At 61.5% G+C, this 14,065-nt stretch carries 16 protein-coding genes; 9 read left to right on the top strand and 7 right to left on the bottom strand.

What is annotated here, in order from left to right; genetic code table 11:
- Positions 1 to 64 precede the first annotated feature (64 nt).
- Positions 65 to 1,405, top strand: coding sequence for an NADP-specific glutamate dehydrogenase (gdhA, locus tag D906_RS24545; RefSeq protein WP_019099378.1), 1,341 nt, complete (start codon positions 65 to 67; stop codon positions 1,403 to 1,405).
- Positions 1,406 to 1,444: 39 nt separating this feature from the next.
- Here the strand turns inward: gdhA and D906_RS24540 are convergent, their stop codons facing one another.
- From D906_RS24540 to D906_RS24525, 4 genes are all read right to left on the bottom strand, one after another.
- The gene (locus tag D906_RS24540; protein ID WP_019099377.1) at positions 1,445 to 1,936 is read right to left on the bottom strand and encodes a GreA/GreB family elongation factor; all 492 of its coding nucleotides are present in this window, start codon (positions 1,934 to 1,936) and stop codon (positions 1,445 to 1,447) included.
- A 67-nt stretch (positions 1,937 to 2,003) separates the two neighbouring features.
- Positions 2,004 to 2,360, bottom strand: coding sequence for a hypothetical protein (locus D906_RS24535; protein WP_025754694.1), 357 nt, complete (start codon positions 2,358 to 2,360; stop codon positions 2,004 to 2,006).
- 90 nt (positions 2,361 to 2,450) lie between these two features.
- On the bottom strand, positions 2,451 to 4,304 hold the full coding sequence (locus D906_RS24530; RefSeq protein WP_019099375.1) for a DUF4105 domain-containing protein: 1,854 nt from the start codon (positions 4,302 to 4,304) through the stop codon (positions 2,451 to 2,453).
- Positions 4,305 to 4,375: 71 nt separating this feature from the next.
- On the bottom strand, positions 4,376 to 4,864 hold the full coding sequence (locus tag D906_RS24525; RefSeq protein WP_016713355.1) for a DUF3015 domain-containing protein: 489 nt from the start codon (positions 4,862 to 4,864) through the stop codon (positions 4,376 to 4,378).
- A 251-nt stretch (positions 4,865 to 5,115) separates the two neighbouring features.
- On the opposite strand from D906_RS24525, the gene D906_RS24520 reads away from it, so the two are divergent.
- The 5 genes from D906_RS24520 (at position 5,116) to D906_RS24500 (ending at position 9,778) form a co-directional block, all read left to right on the top strand.
- A complete protein-coding gene (locus D906_RS24520; protein ID WP_019099374.1) occupies positions 5,116 to 7,554 on the top strand; it encodes a Lon protease family protein in 2,439 nt (812 codons plus the stop codon).
- Positions 7,555 to 7,714: 160 nt separating this feature from the next.
- Positions 7,715 to 8,053, top strand: coding sequence for a hypothetical protein (locus D906_RS24515; protein ID WP_019099373.1), 339 nt, complete (start codon positions 7,715 to 7,717; stop codon positions 8,051 to 8,053).
- A 99-nt stretch (positions 8,054 to 8,152) separates the two neighbouring features.
- On the top strand, positions 8,153 to 8,641 hold the full coding sequence (locus D906_RS24510; RefSeq protein WP_003247486.1) for a TIGR00645 family protein: 489 nt from the start codon (positions 8,153 to 8,155) through the stop codon (positions 8,639 to 8,641).
- Between the two features lie 128 nt (positions 8,642 to 8,769).
- Positions 8,770 to 9,075 carry a DUF6482 family protein gene (locus D906_RS24505; protein WP_016713352.1) on the top strand — a complete coding sequence of 102 codons (306 nt, stop codon included), beginning with the start codon at positions 8,770 to 8,772 and terminating at the stop codon, positions 9,073 to 9,075.
- Between the two features lie 85 nt (positions 9,076 to 9,160).
- Positions 9,161 to 9,778 (top strand): FKBP-type peptidyl-prolyl cis-trans isomerase, encoded by a 618-nt coding sequence (locus tag D906_RS24500; protein WP_016713351.1) that lies wholly within the window; start codon positions 9,161 to 9,163, stop codon positions 9,776 to 9,778.
- 135 nt (positions 9,779 to 9,913) lie between these two features.
- Here the strand turns inward: D906_RS24500 and D906_RS24495 are convergent, their stop codons facing one another.
- From D906_RS24495 to D906_RS24485, 3 genes are all read right to left on the bottom strand, one after another.
- Entirely contained in the window at positions 9,914 to 10,159 is a 246-nt protein-coding gene (locus D906_RS24495) for a hypothetical protein (RefSeq protein WP_016713350.1), read from the bottom strand.
- 84 nt (positions 10,160 to 10,243) lie between these two features.
- Positions 10,244 to 10,585 carry a zinc ribbon domain-containing protein YjdM gene (locus D906_RS24490; protein ID WP_016713349.1) on the bottom strand — a complete coding sequence of 114 codons (342 nt, stop codon included), beginning with the start codon at positions 10,583 to 10,585 and terminating at the stop codon, positions 10,244 to 10,246.
- A 164-nt stretch (positions 10,586 to 10,749) separates the two neighbouring features.
- A complete protein-coding gene (locus tag D906_RS24485; protein WP_016713348.1) occupies positions 10,750 to 11,718 on the bottom strand; it encodes a polyprenyl synthetase family protein in 969 nt (322 codons plus the stop codon).
- Positions 11,719 to 11,962: 244 nt separating this feature from the next.
- Between D906_RS24485 and rplU the strand changes: the two genes are divergently transcribed.
- The 3 genes from rplU (at position 11,963) to cgtA (ending at position 13,988) form a co-directional block, all read left to right on the top strand.
- Positions 11,963 to 12,277 carry a 50S ribosomal protein L21 gene (gene rplU / locus D906_RS24480; RefSeq protein ID WP_003247466.1) on the top strand — a complete coding sequence of 105 codons (315 nt, stop codon included), beginning with the start codon at positions 11,963 to 11,965 and terminating at the stop codon, positions 12,275 to 12,277.
- A gap of 38 nt (positions 12,278 to 12,315) precedes the next feature.
- Positions 12,316 to 12,573, top strand: coding sequence for a 50S ribosomal protein L27 (gene rpmA / locus D906_RS24475; RefSeq protein ID WP_003247464.1), 258 nt, complete (start codon positions 12,316 to 12,318; stop codon positions 12,571 to 12,573).
- A gap of 188 nt (positions 12,574 to 12,761) precedes the next feature.
- Complete coding sequence (gene cgtA / locus D906_RS24470) at positions 12,762 to 13,988, top strand: Obg family GTPase CgtA (RefSeq protein ID WP_016713347.1); 1,227 nt, start codon at positions 12,762 to 12,764, stop codon at positions 13,986 to 13,988.
- The last annotated feature ends 77 nt before the right edge of the window (positions 13,989 to 14,065 follow it).

Raw genomic sequence — 14,065 nt, 5'->3', positions numbered from 1 at the left:
GATTGCTTCTTGGTACATTCCTGAAAAAACCAATAAGTCCAAACCCTTCGGTGAGATGTCTACCATGATCGAATCTGTCGACAATTTCCTTGCACGCCTGCAACAGCGTGACCCAGGCCAACCCGAGTTCCACCAGGCGGTGGAAGAGGTGCTGCGCACCCTGTGGCCATTCCTTGAAGCCAATCCACATTACCTGCAATCCGGCATCCTCGAACGTATGGTCGAGCCGGAGCGTGCTGTGCTGTTCCGCGTTTCCTGGGTCGATGACCAGGGCAAGGTGCAGGTCAACCGCGGCTACCGCATCCAGATGAGCAGCGCCATCGGCCCGTACAAGGGCGGCCTGCGCTTCCACCCGTCGGTGAACCTCAGCGTGCTGAAGTTCCTGGCCTTCGAGCAGGTGTTCAAGAACTCGCTGACCTCGCTGCCCATGGGTGGCGGCAAAGGTGGCTCGGACTTCGACCCGAAAGGCAAGAGCGACGCCGAAGTGATGCGCTTCTGCCAGGCGTTCATGAGCGAGCTGTACCGCCACATCGGTGCTGACTGCGACGTACCGGCCGGTGACATCGGCGTGGGTGCCCGCGAAATCGGCTTCATGTTTGGCCAGTACAAGCGCCTGGCCAACCAGTTCACCTCGGTGCTGACCGGCAAGGGCATGACCTACGGCGGCAGCCTGATCCGCCCCGAAGCCACCGGTTATGGCTGCGTGTACTTCGCTGAAGAAATGCTCAAGCGCCAGGACAAGCGTATCGATGGCTGCCGCGTGGCGATTTCCGGCTCGGGCAACGTGGCCCAGTATGCGGCGCGCAAAGTCATGGACCTGGGCGGCAAGGTGATCTCGCTGTCCGACTCCGAAGGCACCCTGTACGCCGAAGCTGGCCTGACCGACGCCCAGTGGGATGCGGTGATGGAACTGAAAAACCTCAAGCGTGGCCGCATCAGCGAGCTGGCCGGGCAGTTCGGCCTGGAGTTCCGCAAGGGCCAGACCCCGTGGAGCCTGCCGTGCGACATCGCCCTGCCGTGCGCCACGCAGAATGAACTGGGCGCCGAAGACGCCCGCACCCTGCTGCGCAACGGCTGTATCTGCGTGGCCGAAGGCGCCAACATGCCGACCACCCTTGAGGCTGTGGATATCTTCCTGGACGCAGGCATTCTGTACGCCCCGGGCAAGGCCTCCAACGCCGGCGGCGTGGCCGTGTCGGGCCTGGAAATGTCGCAGAACGCCATGCGCCTGCTGTGGACTGCCGGTGAAGTGGACAGCAAGCTGCACAACATCATGCAGTCGATTCACCATGCGTGCGTGCACTACGGTGAAGAGGCGGATGGCCGTATCAACTACGTCAAAGGTGCGAATATCGCAGGCTTCGTGAAAGTGGCCGATGCGATGCTGGCTCAAGGCGTGGTCTGATTCGAGATCACCTGGGGCCGCAACACGGCCCCAGGTTTTTCAACCACTAATCTCGATAATCTCGATTTCCTGATCCCCCACCGGCCGCCGCCAAACCACCTCATCCCCAGGCCCTGCGCCCAGCAACGCCCGCCCCAACGGTGAGCCCCAATTAATCAAGCCCCGGCCGGCATCCGCTTCATCCTCGCCCACCAGCTGCACCACCTGCTCCTGATCCTGGGCATCCACAAACCGCACCCGGCTACCAATCTGCACCTTGCTGCGTGAAGTCGCTGCCGGCACCACCTGGGCACTCTGCACCCGCGCAGTGAAATAACGCAGGTCCCGCTCGGTCTCGGCCATGCGCTGTTTGTCGGCACGCTCACCCTGCGCCTGCAGTTCGCTGCGCAGGGCATTCAGTTCGGCCAGGCGCGCCTGTAAAAGGCGCAGGCCGTTGGCAGTGACGTAGTTGGGTTGTTCGCTGACGCGGCGCTCGACGGGCGGGTCGGCCTGGTCGGCAGCCTGGTCTTCGTTGACGAATGCTCGGCTCATGCTGGGCCTCCTTGTGCTGAAGACCAGCATGGCAGGCCGCCGGTTTCAAGGGATGTCCGTTTGCGACTCAGTTGTGGCGATAGGCGCGTGCCGCGTCGCGGTCTTTTTCCTGCTCCCAGTCGCGGTCGCGCTGGTCCCAGAAACGCTCATGGTACTCGCGCTGTTCTTCGCTGTTCTGCATGGCGTGGCACTGGCGAAAGCCGTCGTCCCAGCCGGTTTCATACTGACGTTCGTGCAGGTAGCGCGGCACGTCCTTGCGGAAGTTGCCCACCATCAGCCCGGCGGCCTGGCGGCCGCTGCTGCAGCCGTCCTGAAAGCCATCGGCGTAGGCAGGCGGATAACCACGGTTGACCATCTGCTCGTGGGTGGTTTCGCAACCTGACAGCAACAACGCCATGCACACGCCGAACCAGTACCGCGACATAACCACCCAGCCCTCCAATTGATAATGGAAAGTCTAGGTGGCGATTTGTCGGGGAGCTGTCAAAACGGTGTCAAAGAGTCGATTGGGTCACTAGTAGTGATACCACTTCAGCTCCAGCATCACCTCATTCTGCGCCGTCGCCAGGTGGCTGAACGCGCGCGATGCACTTAACCGCACGCCCAAATTCTGGCTGATCTCCCACTGCTGGTTCAGGCTCACACTGCGCCGTACTTCACCATTGGTGAAGTAGTCGCCCTTGGCCTCCAGTGTCATGTTGCCCAGCCCGTTGCGCCACAGCAGGCCGCCATTGAACCCCGCCGCAGGGGCGATGAACTGGGAAAAATCGTTGTGATGCTCGACCCGCACGGTCCCCAGGGCAAAGCCCAGCAACCCGTCGGCCAACTGCCAGGTACCCCCGGCGCCACCATTCACATGGCTGACCAGCACTTCGTCATCGTGCTTGCCGGGTACGCGCTCCAGCCCGCCAGCCACTTGCCATGACCAGGGCTTGAGCAACGCGTTGCGCGGCGTCAGCGAGCGGATGGTGGCCAGGTCAAGGCGCTGCACTTGCCAGTCGTTGCCTTCGTACTGGCGCACTTTCAACTGCAGGATCTCGATTTGGGCACCCAGCGGGAAACCGTAGGCGTTGTCGTTGAGGTCGTGATAGGCCATGCGCAGCCCATACTCGGCGTAGGCGCGGTCTTCGCGGGTGCCCACTCCCAGCTGCCAGGTGCGTGAATCGTGGCCATCCTCGGGTAAGCCGGGGCGTTCGATCTGCAAGGGTGGCGGCGGGTTGCTGTTGATCGCCCGCAGCAGCTCGAAGCTGCGCTTCGCCTGCCCAGGGTCGCGCTCCTGGCCATTGGCCCGGTAACGCTCCAGGCGGTACGCGGCGTCTTGCACGAGCGCTTGCCGTTCGCGGGGCAGGGCCTTGAATTCGGGGCTCTGCAATTGTGCGGTGTCGGCACTCACGGCCAGCACCTGCTGCTTTTCGTCGTGGTCCAGTGGCTCGGCGCGGGCCAGCAATTCACGTTCGCGAGAAGGGCGGTATGTCTCGCTGGCGACCAGGCCGGACTGCTTCACGGCCTTCACAGTATCGGTCGGGATGGCGGTCAACGGGAACTGCGAGGTCAGGTCCAGGCTCGGTCGGGCCACTTGCAGCAGCTCCAGCAGGCGGTACGAGCAGTTTTCGTCGAAGAAGAAGTAGTCGAACTGGATCTGCTTCAACTCCCACACATGTTCGACCATGCGCCCGGTTTCTTCGGGGGTGAGGTCCAGCTGGTACTCCCACAGGTCGCGGTTTTCCAGGCTGCGGTATTCGGACAGTTTTTCCTGGTAGGGCATTAGCGCGAACAGCCCCGGGTAGCCGCCCATCAGGCCCTTCCAGGCGTACAGGATGCTGTTGTCGCTGCCTTCGATGTAGGCACCGAAGTTGATCGCATAGCTCAGCAGCGTGGTGTCGTCGCTGCGGGTGTTGGACTGGTCGATGCGCAGCAGGGTGTGGCCGAACATGGACGATGGGCTGTTCAGGTAGGCCGCCGGGAAAATCAACGCGGCGCTGTGCGGGTCGATCGACTGGTACCAGGTCTTGAATTCCTGGCAATCCGGTTGCGGCAGGCCCTGCAGGCCAAGCTGTTCACGTAGCCAGCGGGTGCGTGCTGGGAATACACACTGGGCATGCTTGTCGCCGAGGCTGGCCGGGGCATACAGCGCATCGACCGTGGCTTGCAGCTCCTGGTCGGGGTGGTGTGCGCCGTCCTTGGCGAGGAAGAACGCATCGTCGTCCACATAGCTGCGCCAGCCCCCGAGCTTGGCGGTTTCGTAATGGCCCAGGGCAATCCAGTAAGGGGTGTTGGCCAGTTGCTGGAGACGGCCTTGATCCAGTACGGGCGCGGCATGAACAGGGGCGCAGGCACACAGCGCCAGGGCAGCGAGGCGTTTGAGCATATCGGGCAACTACTTCTTGACGATGCCGAAAAAGGCGAAACCCGCCCCGGGTGGGGCGGGAGCAGCTGGGCTTAGGCCTCGGTAGCGTATTTGGCCAGGCGTGGGTCGTTCTTCAGAACGGCCAGGGTGTTGCTGTGGACAGTTTCAGCAGTGACGTCGGCGCTGGTGAAAATCTGGTTGAAGTGCTGGTGGGCGACCGACTGGAAGTAGCTGCGGTCTTCCGGGGCCACACCGAGGACCACGGCATAGGTGGTCAGTGCTTCGCCCTGGCCCATGGCCATGTCTTCGGAAAGCTCGTTCATCATGCCGTTCATGGCGAACCACGACTTGCCGCCGTAGGTCAGCGAGGCTTTGGTGGAGCAGCCGTTGGTGCCGGAGGTCATGCCAAATGTGGCGTTACCGGAGGTGCCGTTGGTGGTGGAGGCCAGGAAGTGTGCCGGCGTGCCGCGCTGGCCTTCGAACAGCATGTTGCCCCAACCGCAGTTCGGGCCGCCTGGCGCTTCGGCCATGGCGTTCAGCGAGACCACGGTGAACAGAGTACCCAGAAGAATCCGTTTCATAGCATTTGTTCTCTTTGTCTTAACCAAGGGTCAGGGTTTCTGGCAACTCGGTTGCCAGGTCGGGAAAGCATTTCACCCACCCGCGCAGCTTGGAGTTTAGGCACGATCTAAAGGTTGCGTTGTTGATTGCGAAAAATTTGCTGTCACATGACGTGCATGGGCTGCGACATAAAGTCCCGCAGAGCCTTGCAAGGCGCGCGCAGGCAGCGCCAGAATGCTGCGTATCTGCCCCGCCGAAGTAAGGAAACCCAATGCCCGATCCTGTCGCTGCGCGCCTGCGTCTCGCGCCTGAAGCCCTGACCCGGCGTTTCTCACCCGAGCAGTTTGCCTTTACCAATACCGACGATCTGGAGCCGTTTCGCGGAGTCCTGGGCCAGGAGCGTGCTGTCGAGGCCCTGCAGTTTGGTGTGGCCATGCCACGCCCCGGTTACAACGTGTACGTCATGGGCGAGCCGGGTACCGGCCGCTTCTCGTTCGTCAAGCGCTACCTCAAGGCCGAGGGCAAGCGCCAGCAGACCCCGGCTGACTGGGTCTACGTCAACCACTTCGACGACACCCGTGAACCGCGTGCGCTGGAATTGCCATCCGGCAGCGCCGGAGCGTTCATTGCCGACATGGGCGGGCTGATCGACAACCTGCTGGCGACCTTTCCGGCCGTGTTCGAACACCCGTCGTACCAGCAGAAGAAGGGCGCCATCGACCGTGCCTTCAACCAGCGTTATGACCGTGCCCTGGATGTGATCGAGCGCGCCTCGCTGGAAAAGGACGTAGCGTTGTACCGCGATGCCAGCAACGTTGCCTTCACCCCGATGGCAGACGGCAAGGCGCTGGATGAAGCCGAGTTCGCCCAGTTGCCGGAAGACGTGCGCGAACAGTTCCATGAGGACATTGCCCAGCTCGAAGAGCAGTTGAACGAAGAGCTGGCCAGCCTGCCGCAATGGAAGCGTGAGTCGAACAACCAGCTGCGCCAGCTGAATGAAGAAACCATTACCCTGGCCTTGCAACCGTTGCTGGCGCCGTTGTCGGAAAAGTATGCCGAGAACGCGGCAGTGTGCGCCTACCTGCAGTCGGTGCAACTGAACCTGCTGCGCACCGTAGTCGAGCAATTGGTCGACGACAGCAAGACCGACGCTGCCGCGCGCAAGCTGCTCGAAGAGCAGTACGCCCCCAACCTGGTGGTCGGCCACCATGCTGCCGGTGGTGCGCCGGTCGTGTTCGAGCCGCACCCGACCTACGACAACTTGTTTGGCCGTATCGAATACAGCACCGACCAAGGCGCGCTGTACACCTCGTACCGCCAACTGCGCCCGGGCGCGTTGCACCGTGCCAACGGCGGTTTCCTGATTCTCGAAGCCGAGAAGATGCTGGGCGAGCCGTTCGTCTGGGATGCGCTCAAGCGTTCCTTGCAGTCGCGCAAGCTGAAGATGGAATCACCGATCGGTGAGCTGGGCCGTGTTGCCACTGTCAGCCTGCAGCCGCAGATGATTCCGCTCAACGTCAAGCTGGTGATTATCGGTTCGCGCCAGCTGTACTACGCCTTGCAGGACCACGACTCGGACTTCCAGGAGATGTTCCGGGTGTTGGTGGACTTCGACGAAGACATGCCCATGGTCGACGAGAACCTGGAGCAATTCGCCCAGCTGTTGCGTACCCGCACCAACGAAGAGGGCATGGCGCCGTTGACCAGTGACGCGGTCGCGCGCCTGGCGACCTACAGCGCCCGCCTGGCAGAGAACCAGTCGCGCCTGTCGGCACGCATCGGTGACCTGTTCCAACTGGTCAGCGAAGCCGACTTCATCCGCCAGTTGGCCAGTGACGAAATGACCGACGCCGGGCACATCGAACGTGCGCTGAAGGCCAAGGCCACCCGCACCGGGCGTGTGTCGCAGCGGGTGCTGGACGACATGCTTGCCGGCATCATCCTGATCGACACCGAGGGCGCGGCCATTGGCAAGTGCAACGGCCTGACCGTGCTGGAAGTGGGCGACTCGGCGTTCGGTATGCCGGCGCGCATCTCGGCCACCGTGTACCCGGGCGGCAGCGGCATCGTCGACATCGAGCGCGAGGTCAACCTGGGTCAGCCGATTCACTCCAAGGGGGTGATGATCCTGACCGGTTACCTGGGTAGCCGCTATGCCCAGGAGTTCCCGCTGGCGATTTCCGCGAGCATCGCGCTGGAGCAGTCGTACGGCTATGTGGACGGTGACAGCGCCTCGCTGGGCGAAGCCTGCACGCTGATTTCGGCCTTGTCGCGCACGCCGCTCAAGCAGTGCTTCGCCATCACCGGCTCTATCAACCAGTTTGGTGAAGTGCAGGCAGTGGGTGGGGTGAACGAGAAGATCGAGGGCTTCTTCCGCCTTTGCGAGGCCCGTGGCCTGACCGGTGAGCAGGGGGTGATCATTCCGCGTGCCAACGTTGCCACCCTGATGCTCGACGAGCGCGTGCTTCAGGCGGTGGAGAACGGCATGTTCCACGTCTACGCGGTCAGCCAGGCCGATGAGGCGCTGAGCCTGCTGGTAGGCGAGGAGGCCGGAGTGCTCGATGACAACGGCCAGTTCACCGAGGGCAGCGTCAATGCCCGGGTGGTGGAACGCCTGCGCGAAATCGCCGAAATGATCAGCGAGGAAGAAATCGAGAAGGCAGAAAAGGAACGCCTGGAAGAGGTGATTGCCCAGGCCAAACCGGCTTGAGTCAATAAACCGGCGCTAGCGGCGATGTGCTACCGTTCAGCGCCGGTTTTCCATCTTTCTGTACGGTTCTTCTATGCTGGAACTTAAGGACGGTACAGCGTTCAGGATGGAAACAGCCTGAGGTACAGGCTGAACAAGGCTCTTTGGAGGGGACGCGGCCATGCGCAACCTCAGCCTCACACGCCAGTGCCTGGGCCTGGTGACCCGCATCGAATGCAGCATCCGCCCACTGGCTGGGGAAAACGGCATGTGGACGCTGCTGTTTGCCGCCGGCATGGCCGGTGAACAACCCTCTGCGATAAAGGCTCAAGGGCCTTTCCATGGGCCGCTTGTGGCCGAATCGGTGCTCAATGCCATTGTCGACAGCCTGACCTTGCACGGGTACCAGGTGGCCGAGGACCCGCAGATCTGGTGCCTGCACCTGCAGGCGCAGTTGCGCAAGATCAATGGCGAGCGGTGCCGGAACCTGGGGGATTACCAGTTTCATCCTGAGACTTGATTGAGCCTGGGGCCGCTTTGCGGCCCCAGGCTTTTGCTGTTACAGGTGGCTGGCTATACTCGCCGTCGTTTTTTAGTCACCTGATGAGTCCTGAACTTCATGGAACGTATCCTCGAAAATGCGATGTATGCCTCGCGCTGGCTGCTCGCACCCATCTACTTCGGCCTGTCCCTCGGCCTGCTGGCCCTGGCGCTGAAATTCTTCCAGGAAGTGGTCCACGTCCTGCCCAACGTTTTCGCCCTGAGCGAAGCCGACCTGATCCTGGTGATCCTGTCGCTGATCGACATGTCGCTGGTGGGCGGCCTGCTGGTGATGGTGATGATTTCCGGCTACGAGAACTTCGTTTCGCAACTGGATATCGACGAGAGCAAAGAGAAGCTCAACTGGCTGGGCAAGATGGACTCTTCGTCGCTGAAGATGAAGGTTGCTGCTTCGATCGTGGCGATTTCATCCATTCACCTGCTGCGGGTGTTCATGGATGCGCAGAACATCTCCACCGATTACCTGATGTGGTACGTGATTATCCACATGACCTTCGTGGTGTCGGCGTTCTGCATGGGCTACCTGGACAAGCTGACCAAGCACTGAGCCAGATAGCTGTTGGCACCGCCCGTCCGTTGCAAAACGGACGGGCGGTGTTGTTTCTGGCTTGTGCTTTCAGCCGACCTGTACAAAAAATGAGCTCTCATGCGTGGTTCCCGTCGCGAGGTGCTCTCATGAACCTGCATCAGCTCAATACCGAGGCCAGGGCTGGCCATGTCGATGAACTGAACCTGATCGCCATCGAAGGCGGTGACTACCTGCTTGAGGCCCGGGTCAAAGGCCGTGCCCACCCCTTGTCCGACACCCGTGGTGAGCGCTTGCGTGTGCACTCGGTGGAGGATGCGCGCAAGTTGCTGCAAACCATCCCCATGGTTTCGATGAACCTGGTGCACTGGTCGGTGCAAGATGAAATGTGCGGCATGGGCACGCACCCGGAAGAAGACCTGAAGGTGCCGATTTCCCAGCGTTCGGCCTGGTAGCTGCTCGCAGCGCCCCAGTGTGCTAGGCTGCTCGCCCTTTTCATCAAGGGCGCGGCTGCACTGCGCCCTGCAGTGGAGCACGACAATGTCCGAACTCAACCTGTCCACCGACGAAACCCGCGTCAGCTACGGCATCGGCCGTCAGCTGGGCGGCCAGCTGCGCGACAACCCGCCACCAGGTGTCAGCCTGGAGGCCATCCTGGCCGGCCTGACCGATGCCTTCAATGGCGCCGACAGCCGCGTCAGCGAAGCCGACCTGTCGGCCAGCTTCAAGGTCATCCGTGACGTGATGCAAGCCGAAGCCGCAGCCAAGGCCGAAGCCGCTGCTGCTGCTGGCAAAGAATTCCTGGTCGAGAACGCCAAGCGTGAAGGCATCACCACCCTGGCGTCGGGCCTGCAGTTCGAAGTGCTGACCGCCGGTGAAGGCGCAAAGCCGACCCGCGAAGACAACGTGCGCACGCACTACCACGGCACCCTGATCGACGGCACTGTGTTCGACAGCTCCTACGACCGTGGTCAGCCGGCTGAATTCCCGGTAGGCGGCGTGATCGCGGGCTGGACCGAAGCCCTGCAGCTGATGAACGCAGGCAGCAAATGGCGCCTGTACGTGCCGAGCGAGCTGGCTTACGGCGCCCAAGGCGTTGGCAGCATCCCGCCGCACAGCGTGCTGGTGTTCGACGTCGAGCTGCTCGACGTTCTGTAATGCCTCGGGGCCGCTTTGCGGCCCATTCGCGGCACAAGGCCGCTCCTACAGGGGTATGCATTTTCCCATGAATATGCGTACCCCTGTAGGAGCGGCCTTGCGCCGCGAACGAGGGCGAAGCCCTCGCCAGACCTGTCAGTTCCAATCCGTTCCCGCCGGGCGCAACGCCCGCGCATAGCAGAACAGAAACAGATTCCGCACCAGCTCCTTGAGCACCCCCGGCTCACTCGAATTCAGCCCGCTCATGTCCAGGTCTCCCTGGTCACGCAGCTCGTCGAGTGCTTCCTCTTCAAGCACCGCGCACACTTCGCCGGTTTCCCGATGAAGAATGCGCAGGTAGGGGTGAGGGCGGTCCAGCCAGGCGTCGATCAGATAAGTCATGGCTATTCTCCTTGGATAGCAGTCCCAATGAGAATAATTCTTATTATCTAAATAGCAAGCGCCAATTGGCAGATTTTTGTGTAATCAGACTTTGCGCACGAACTCGGACTTCAGCTTCATGGCGCCGATGCCGTCGATTTTGCAGTCGATGTCGTGGTCGCCGTCGCACAGGCGGATGTTCTTGACCTTGGTGCCGACCTTGACCACCAGGGACGAGCCCTTGACCTTGAGGTCCTTGATCACGGTGACGGTGTCGCCGTCCTGCAGGATGTTGCCGACCGAATCCTTTTTCACCACCTCGTCGCTGGCCGCCTCGGTATCGCCGCTGGCCGACCATTCGTGGGCGCATTCAGGGCAGATCAGCTGAGTGCCATCCTCATAGGTGTATTCGGAGTTGCATTTAGGGCAGGGTGGCAGAGTGCTCACTTCGGTTCCTCAAACAAACAGACGGGCGGTTAAAGGCCTGCATTGTAAAAGGTATTTTTCCAGAAGGGATTATGTCCGGACAAAAGCACCGCGGGCAAACCCGCTCCTACAGTCGCAAATCCTGTAGAAGCGGGTTTGCCCGCGAATGAAGACGGCTCGGTCTATCAGTGAGTACGCGCGACCGCAAACTCGCTCAATTCAACCAGCGCATCCCGATACTCGCTGGCCGGCAGCACTTCGAGGCACTCGATGGCACGCTTCACGTAATCACGGGCCAGCTCTGCGGTGTACTTAAGCGCCCCCGATTCCTCCACGGCCACGCGAATCTGCTCAAGGTCCTCCAGGCCACCTTTCTGGATCGCCTGGCGCACCAGTGCAGCCTGTTCGGCAGTGCCTTCGCGCATGGTGTAGATCAGCGGCAGGGTAGGCTTGCCTTCAGCCAGGTCGTCACCCACGTTCTTGCCCAGGGTTTGCGAGTCGCCTTTATAGTCCAGCAGGTCGTCGACCAGCTGGAAGGCCACACCCAGGTGGTCACCGAAGGTGCGCAGGGCTTCGCGTTGTTCGTCTGTCGCTTCGGCCAGCGCGGCAGCGCTGTGGGTCGAGGCTTCGAAGAGCATCGCGGTCTTGCCGCGGATGACTTCCATATAGACTTCTTCGGTGGTGCTGGCATCGCGTACTCGCGACAGCTGCAGCACCTCACCCTCGGCAATCACGCGGGTGGCCTTGGACAGGATCTGCATGACCGGCATCGAGCCAAGCTCGACCATCATTTCGAACGAGCGCGAATAAAGGAAGTCGCCCACCAGCACGCTTGGCGCGTTACCCCACAGGGCATTGGCGGTGGAGCGGCCGCGGCGCATGCCGGACATGTCGACCACGTCGTCGTGCAGCAAGGTGGCGGTGTGCAGGAATTCGATGGTGGCGGCCAGCAGGCGCAGGTCGTCGCCTTCGCGGCCCAGGGCTTTGCCGCACAGCAGCACCAGCAGGGGGCGCAGGCGCTTGCCACCGGCGGACGTGATATAGTCGCCGATCTTCGATACCAGCGGCACGCGCGAGGTCAGCTGCTTCTTGATGATCTCGTCGACGGCGCTGAAATCATCAGCCACCGCACGGTAGAAGGTTTGGGGTTGCATCGGCTGCTCCAGTGAGGTTGCGCGGCATGCTAGGTCGCAGGTCCCGGTGTGTCAAGGCGCGGTGCCAGCTGGCCGGGGGCGGCACTTGCAAGCAAAACCTGGGTTGCGTACAATCGCGCACCCTAACTTCCTGGGCAGCACCTGCCTTACGCAATTGCACCGGGCCGTTCCAGCCCCATGCAGCCATGCCAGCCAATACTCATCATATAAAGCGCTGGGTGAGCAGGATTATCGGAGAAATACCATGTCTTACGCAGTAATCGTTACCGGCGGCAAGCAGTACAAAGTCGCTGAAGGTGAATTCCTCAAGATCGAAAAACTGGAAGTCGCCACTGGCGAATCCGTGACCTTCGATCGCGTTCTGCTGGTCGCCAACGGTGAAGAAGTCACCATCGGTGCTCCAGTTGTTGCTGGCGCTAAAGTAGTGGCCGAAGTCGTTTCGCAAGGCCGCCACGACAAGGTTCGCATCATCAAGTTCCGTCGTCGTAAGCACCACATGAAGCGTATGGGCCACCGCCAGTGGTTCACCGAGATCAAAATCACCGGCATCCAGGCTTAATCCCCTAGATCCCCTGAATTTATTTGGAGAATTGAACCATGGCTCACAAGAAGGCTGGTGGTAGTACTCGTAACGGTCGCGACTCAGAATCTAAACGCCTTGGCGTGAAGATGTATGGCGGCCAGGTTATCAAGCCAGGCAACATCATCGTCCGTCAGCGCGGCACTGAATTCCACGCTGGCTACGGCGTTGGCATGGGCAAGGACCACACCTTGTTCGCCAAGATCGAAGGCGTGATCAAGTTCGAGAAAAAAGGCGAGTTCATGCGCCGTTACGTGAGCATCGTCGCCGCTTAATCGCGACGTCGCTCCAGAAGCCCCGTCATGCGACGGGGCTTTTTCGTTTGTGGTGAGCCTCTTGCAAAGCTGTTTGTCTGGGTTGCCGGCGTTGGTTTCTACGGTCGTACGGGGCCGCCGCGCTCATTTTTGCAAGAGCCTCATGTTTTTGAGTCATTCAGCTCGTCTGCCGACGAGAGGCGGTTTTAATGAAGTTTGTTGACGAAGTATCCATTCGGGTCAAGGCCGGTGACGGCGGCAACGGTTGCATGAGCTTCCGTCGCGAAAAATTCATCGAGAACGGTGGCCCCAACGGCGGTGACGGTGGCGACGGCGGCTCGGTGTACATGGTCGCCGACGAAAACCTCAACACCCTGGTCGACTATCGCTACACCCGTCACCACGAGGCCCAGCGCGGCGCCAACGGCGGTAGCACCGACTGCACTGGCAAGAAAGGCGAGGACCTGTTCCTGCGTGTGCCGGTCGGCACCACCGTGATCGACGCTTCCACCCAGGAAGTGATCGGTGACCTGGTGACCCCGGGCCAGAAGCTGATGGTCGCCCAAGGCGGCTGGCACGGCTTGGGCAACACCCGTTTCAAGTCCAGCACCAACCGTGCACCGCGCCAGACCACCCCGGGCAAACCAGGTGACCAGCGCGACCTGAAGATGGAAATGAAAGTGCTGGCCGACGTTGGCCTGCTGGGCCTGCCGAACGCCGGCAAGAGCACCTTCATTCGCTCGGTTTCCGCAGCCAAGCCGAAAGTGGCCGACTACCCGTTCACCACCCTGGTACCGAACCTGGGTGTGGTCAGCGTCGACCGTTGGAAGAGCTTCGTCATCGCCGACATCCCCGGCCTGATCGAAGGCGCCTCCGAGGGGGCCGGCCTGGGTATCCGCTTCCTCAAGCACCTGGCGCGTACCCGCGTGTTGCTGCACCTGGTCGACATGGCGCCGCTGGACGAAAGCAGCCCGGCCGATGCCGCCGAAGTGATCGTCAACGAGCTGACCCGCTTCAGCCCGTCGCTGGCCGAGCGTGAGCGCTGGTTGGTGCTGAACAAGGCCGACATGGTCATGGAAGACGAGCGCGATGCGCGCGTTCAGGAAGTGGTCGAGCGCCTGCAATGGGAAGGCCCGGTCTACGTGATTTCGGCCATCTCCAAGCAGGGCACCGAAAAGCTCAGCCACGACCTGATGCGCTACCTCGAAGACCGCGCCGACCGCCTGGCCAACGACCCGGCCTACGCCGAAGAACTGGCCGACCTCGACCAGCGTATCGAAGACGAAGCCCGTGCCCAGCTGCAGGCCCTGGACGACGCGCGTACCCTGCGCCGTACCGGCGTCAAGAGCGTGCACGACATCGGCGACGATGACGGTTGGGACGATGATTTCGAGGACGACGAAGACGGCCCGGAAATCATTTACGTGCGCGACTGATCGGTTGCAGTACACTAAACGCCGCTCTCTGGAGCGGCGTTTTTGTATCCACGGTATCTACAGATTCGACATAGGTT

Origin of the sequence: Pseudomonas sp. LAIL14HWK12:I1, from assembly GCF_003202095.1 — a bacterium.
GTDB lineage: Bacteria > Pseudomonadota > Gammaproteobacteria > Pseudomonadales > Pseudomonadaceae > Aquipseudomonas > Aquipseudomonas monteilii.
Note: the sequence above shows the minus strand (reverse complement) of the source record. Positions and strands in the feature narration are given on the sequence as shown.

Excerpts from the sequence above, each read along its gene's own strand:
- gdhA (WP_019099378.1), top strand. The coding sequence starts at position 65 with ATGATCGAATCTGTCGACAATTTCCTTGCACGCCTGCAACAGCGTGAC.
- D906_RS24540 (WP_019099377.1), bottom strand. The coding sequence starts at position 1,936 with ATGAGCCGAGCATTCGTCAACGAAGACCAGGCTGCCGACCAGGCCGAC.
- D906_RS24535 (WP_025754694.1), bottom strand. The coding sequence starts at position 2,360 with ATGTCGCGGTACTGGTTCGGCGTGTGCATGGCGTTGTTGCTGTCAGGT.
- D906_RS24530 (WP_019099375.1), bottom strand. The coding sequence starts at position 4,304 with ATGCTCAAACGCCTCGCTGCCCTGGCGCTGTGTGCCTGCGCCCCTGTT.
- D906_RS24525 (WP_016713355.1), bottom strand. The coding sequence starts at position 4,864 with ATGAAACGGATTCTTCTGGGTACTCTGTTCACCGTGGTCTCGCTGAAC.
- D906_RS24520 (WP_019099374.1), top strand. The coding sequence starts at position 5,116 with ATGCCCGATCCTGTCGCTGCGCGCCTGCGTCTCGCGCCTGAAGCCCTG.
- D906_RS24515 (WP_019099373.1), top strand. The coding sequence starts at position 7,715 with ATGCGCAACCTCAGCCTCACACGCCAGTGCCTGGGCCTGGTGACCCGC.
- D906_RS24510 (WP_003247486.1), top strand. The coding sequence starts at position 8,153 with ATGGAACGTATCCTCGAAAATGCGATGTATGCCTCGCGCTGGCTGCTC.
- D906_RS24505 (WP_016713352.1), top strand. The coding sequence starts at position 8,770 with ATGAACCTGCATCAGCTCAATACCGAGGCCAGGGCTGGCCATGTCGAT.
- D906_RS24500 (WP_016713351.1), top strand. The coding sequence starts at position 9,161 with ATGTCCGAACTCAACCTGTCCACCGACGAAACCCGCGTCAGCTACGGC.
- D906_RS24495 (WP_016713350.1), bottom strand. The coding sequence starts at position 10,159 with ATGACTTATCTGATCGACGCCTGGCTGGACCGCCCTCACCCCTACCTG.
- D906_RS24485 (WP_016713348.1), bottom strand. The coding sequence starts at position 11,718 with ATGCAACCCCAAACCTTCTACCGTGCGGTGGCTGATGATTTCAGCGCC.
- rplU (WP_003247466.1), top strand. The coding sequence starts at position 11,963 with ATGTCTTACGCAGTAATCGTTACCGGCGGCAAGCAGTACAAAGTCGCT.
- rpmA (WP_003247464.1), top strand. The coding sequence starts at position 12,316 with ATGGCTCACAAGAAGGCTGGTGGTAGTACTCGTAACGGTCGCGACTCA.
- cgtA (WP_016713347.1), top strand. The coding sequence starts at position 12,762 with ATGAAGTTTGTTGACGAAGTATCCATTCGGGTCAAGGCCGGTGACGGC.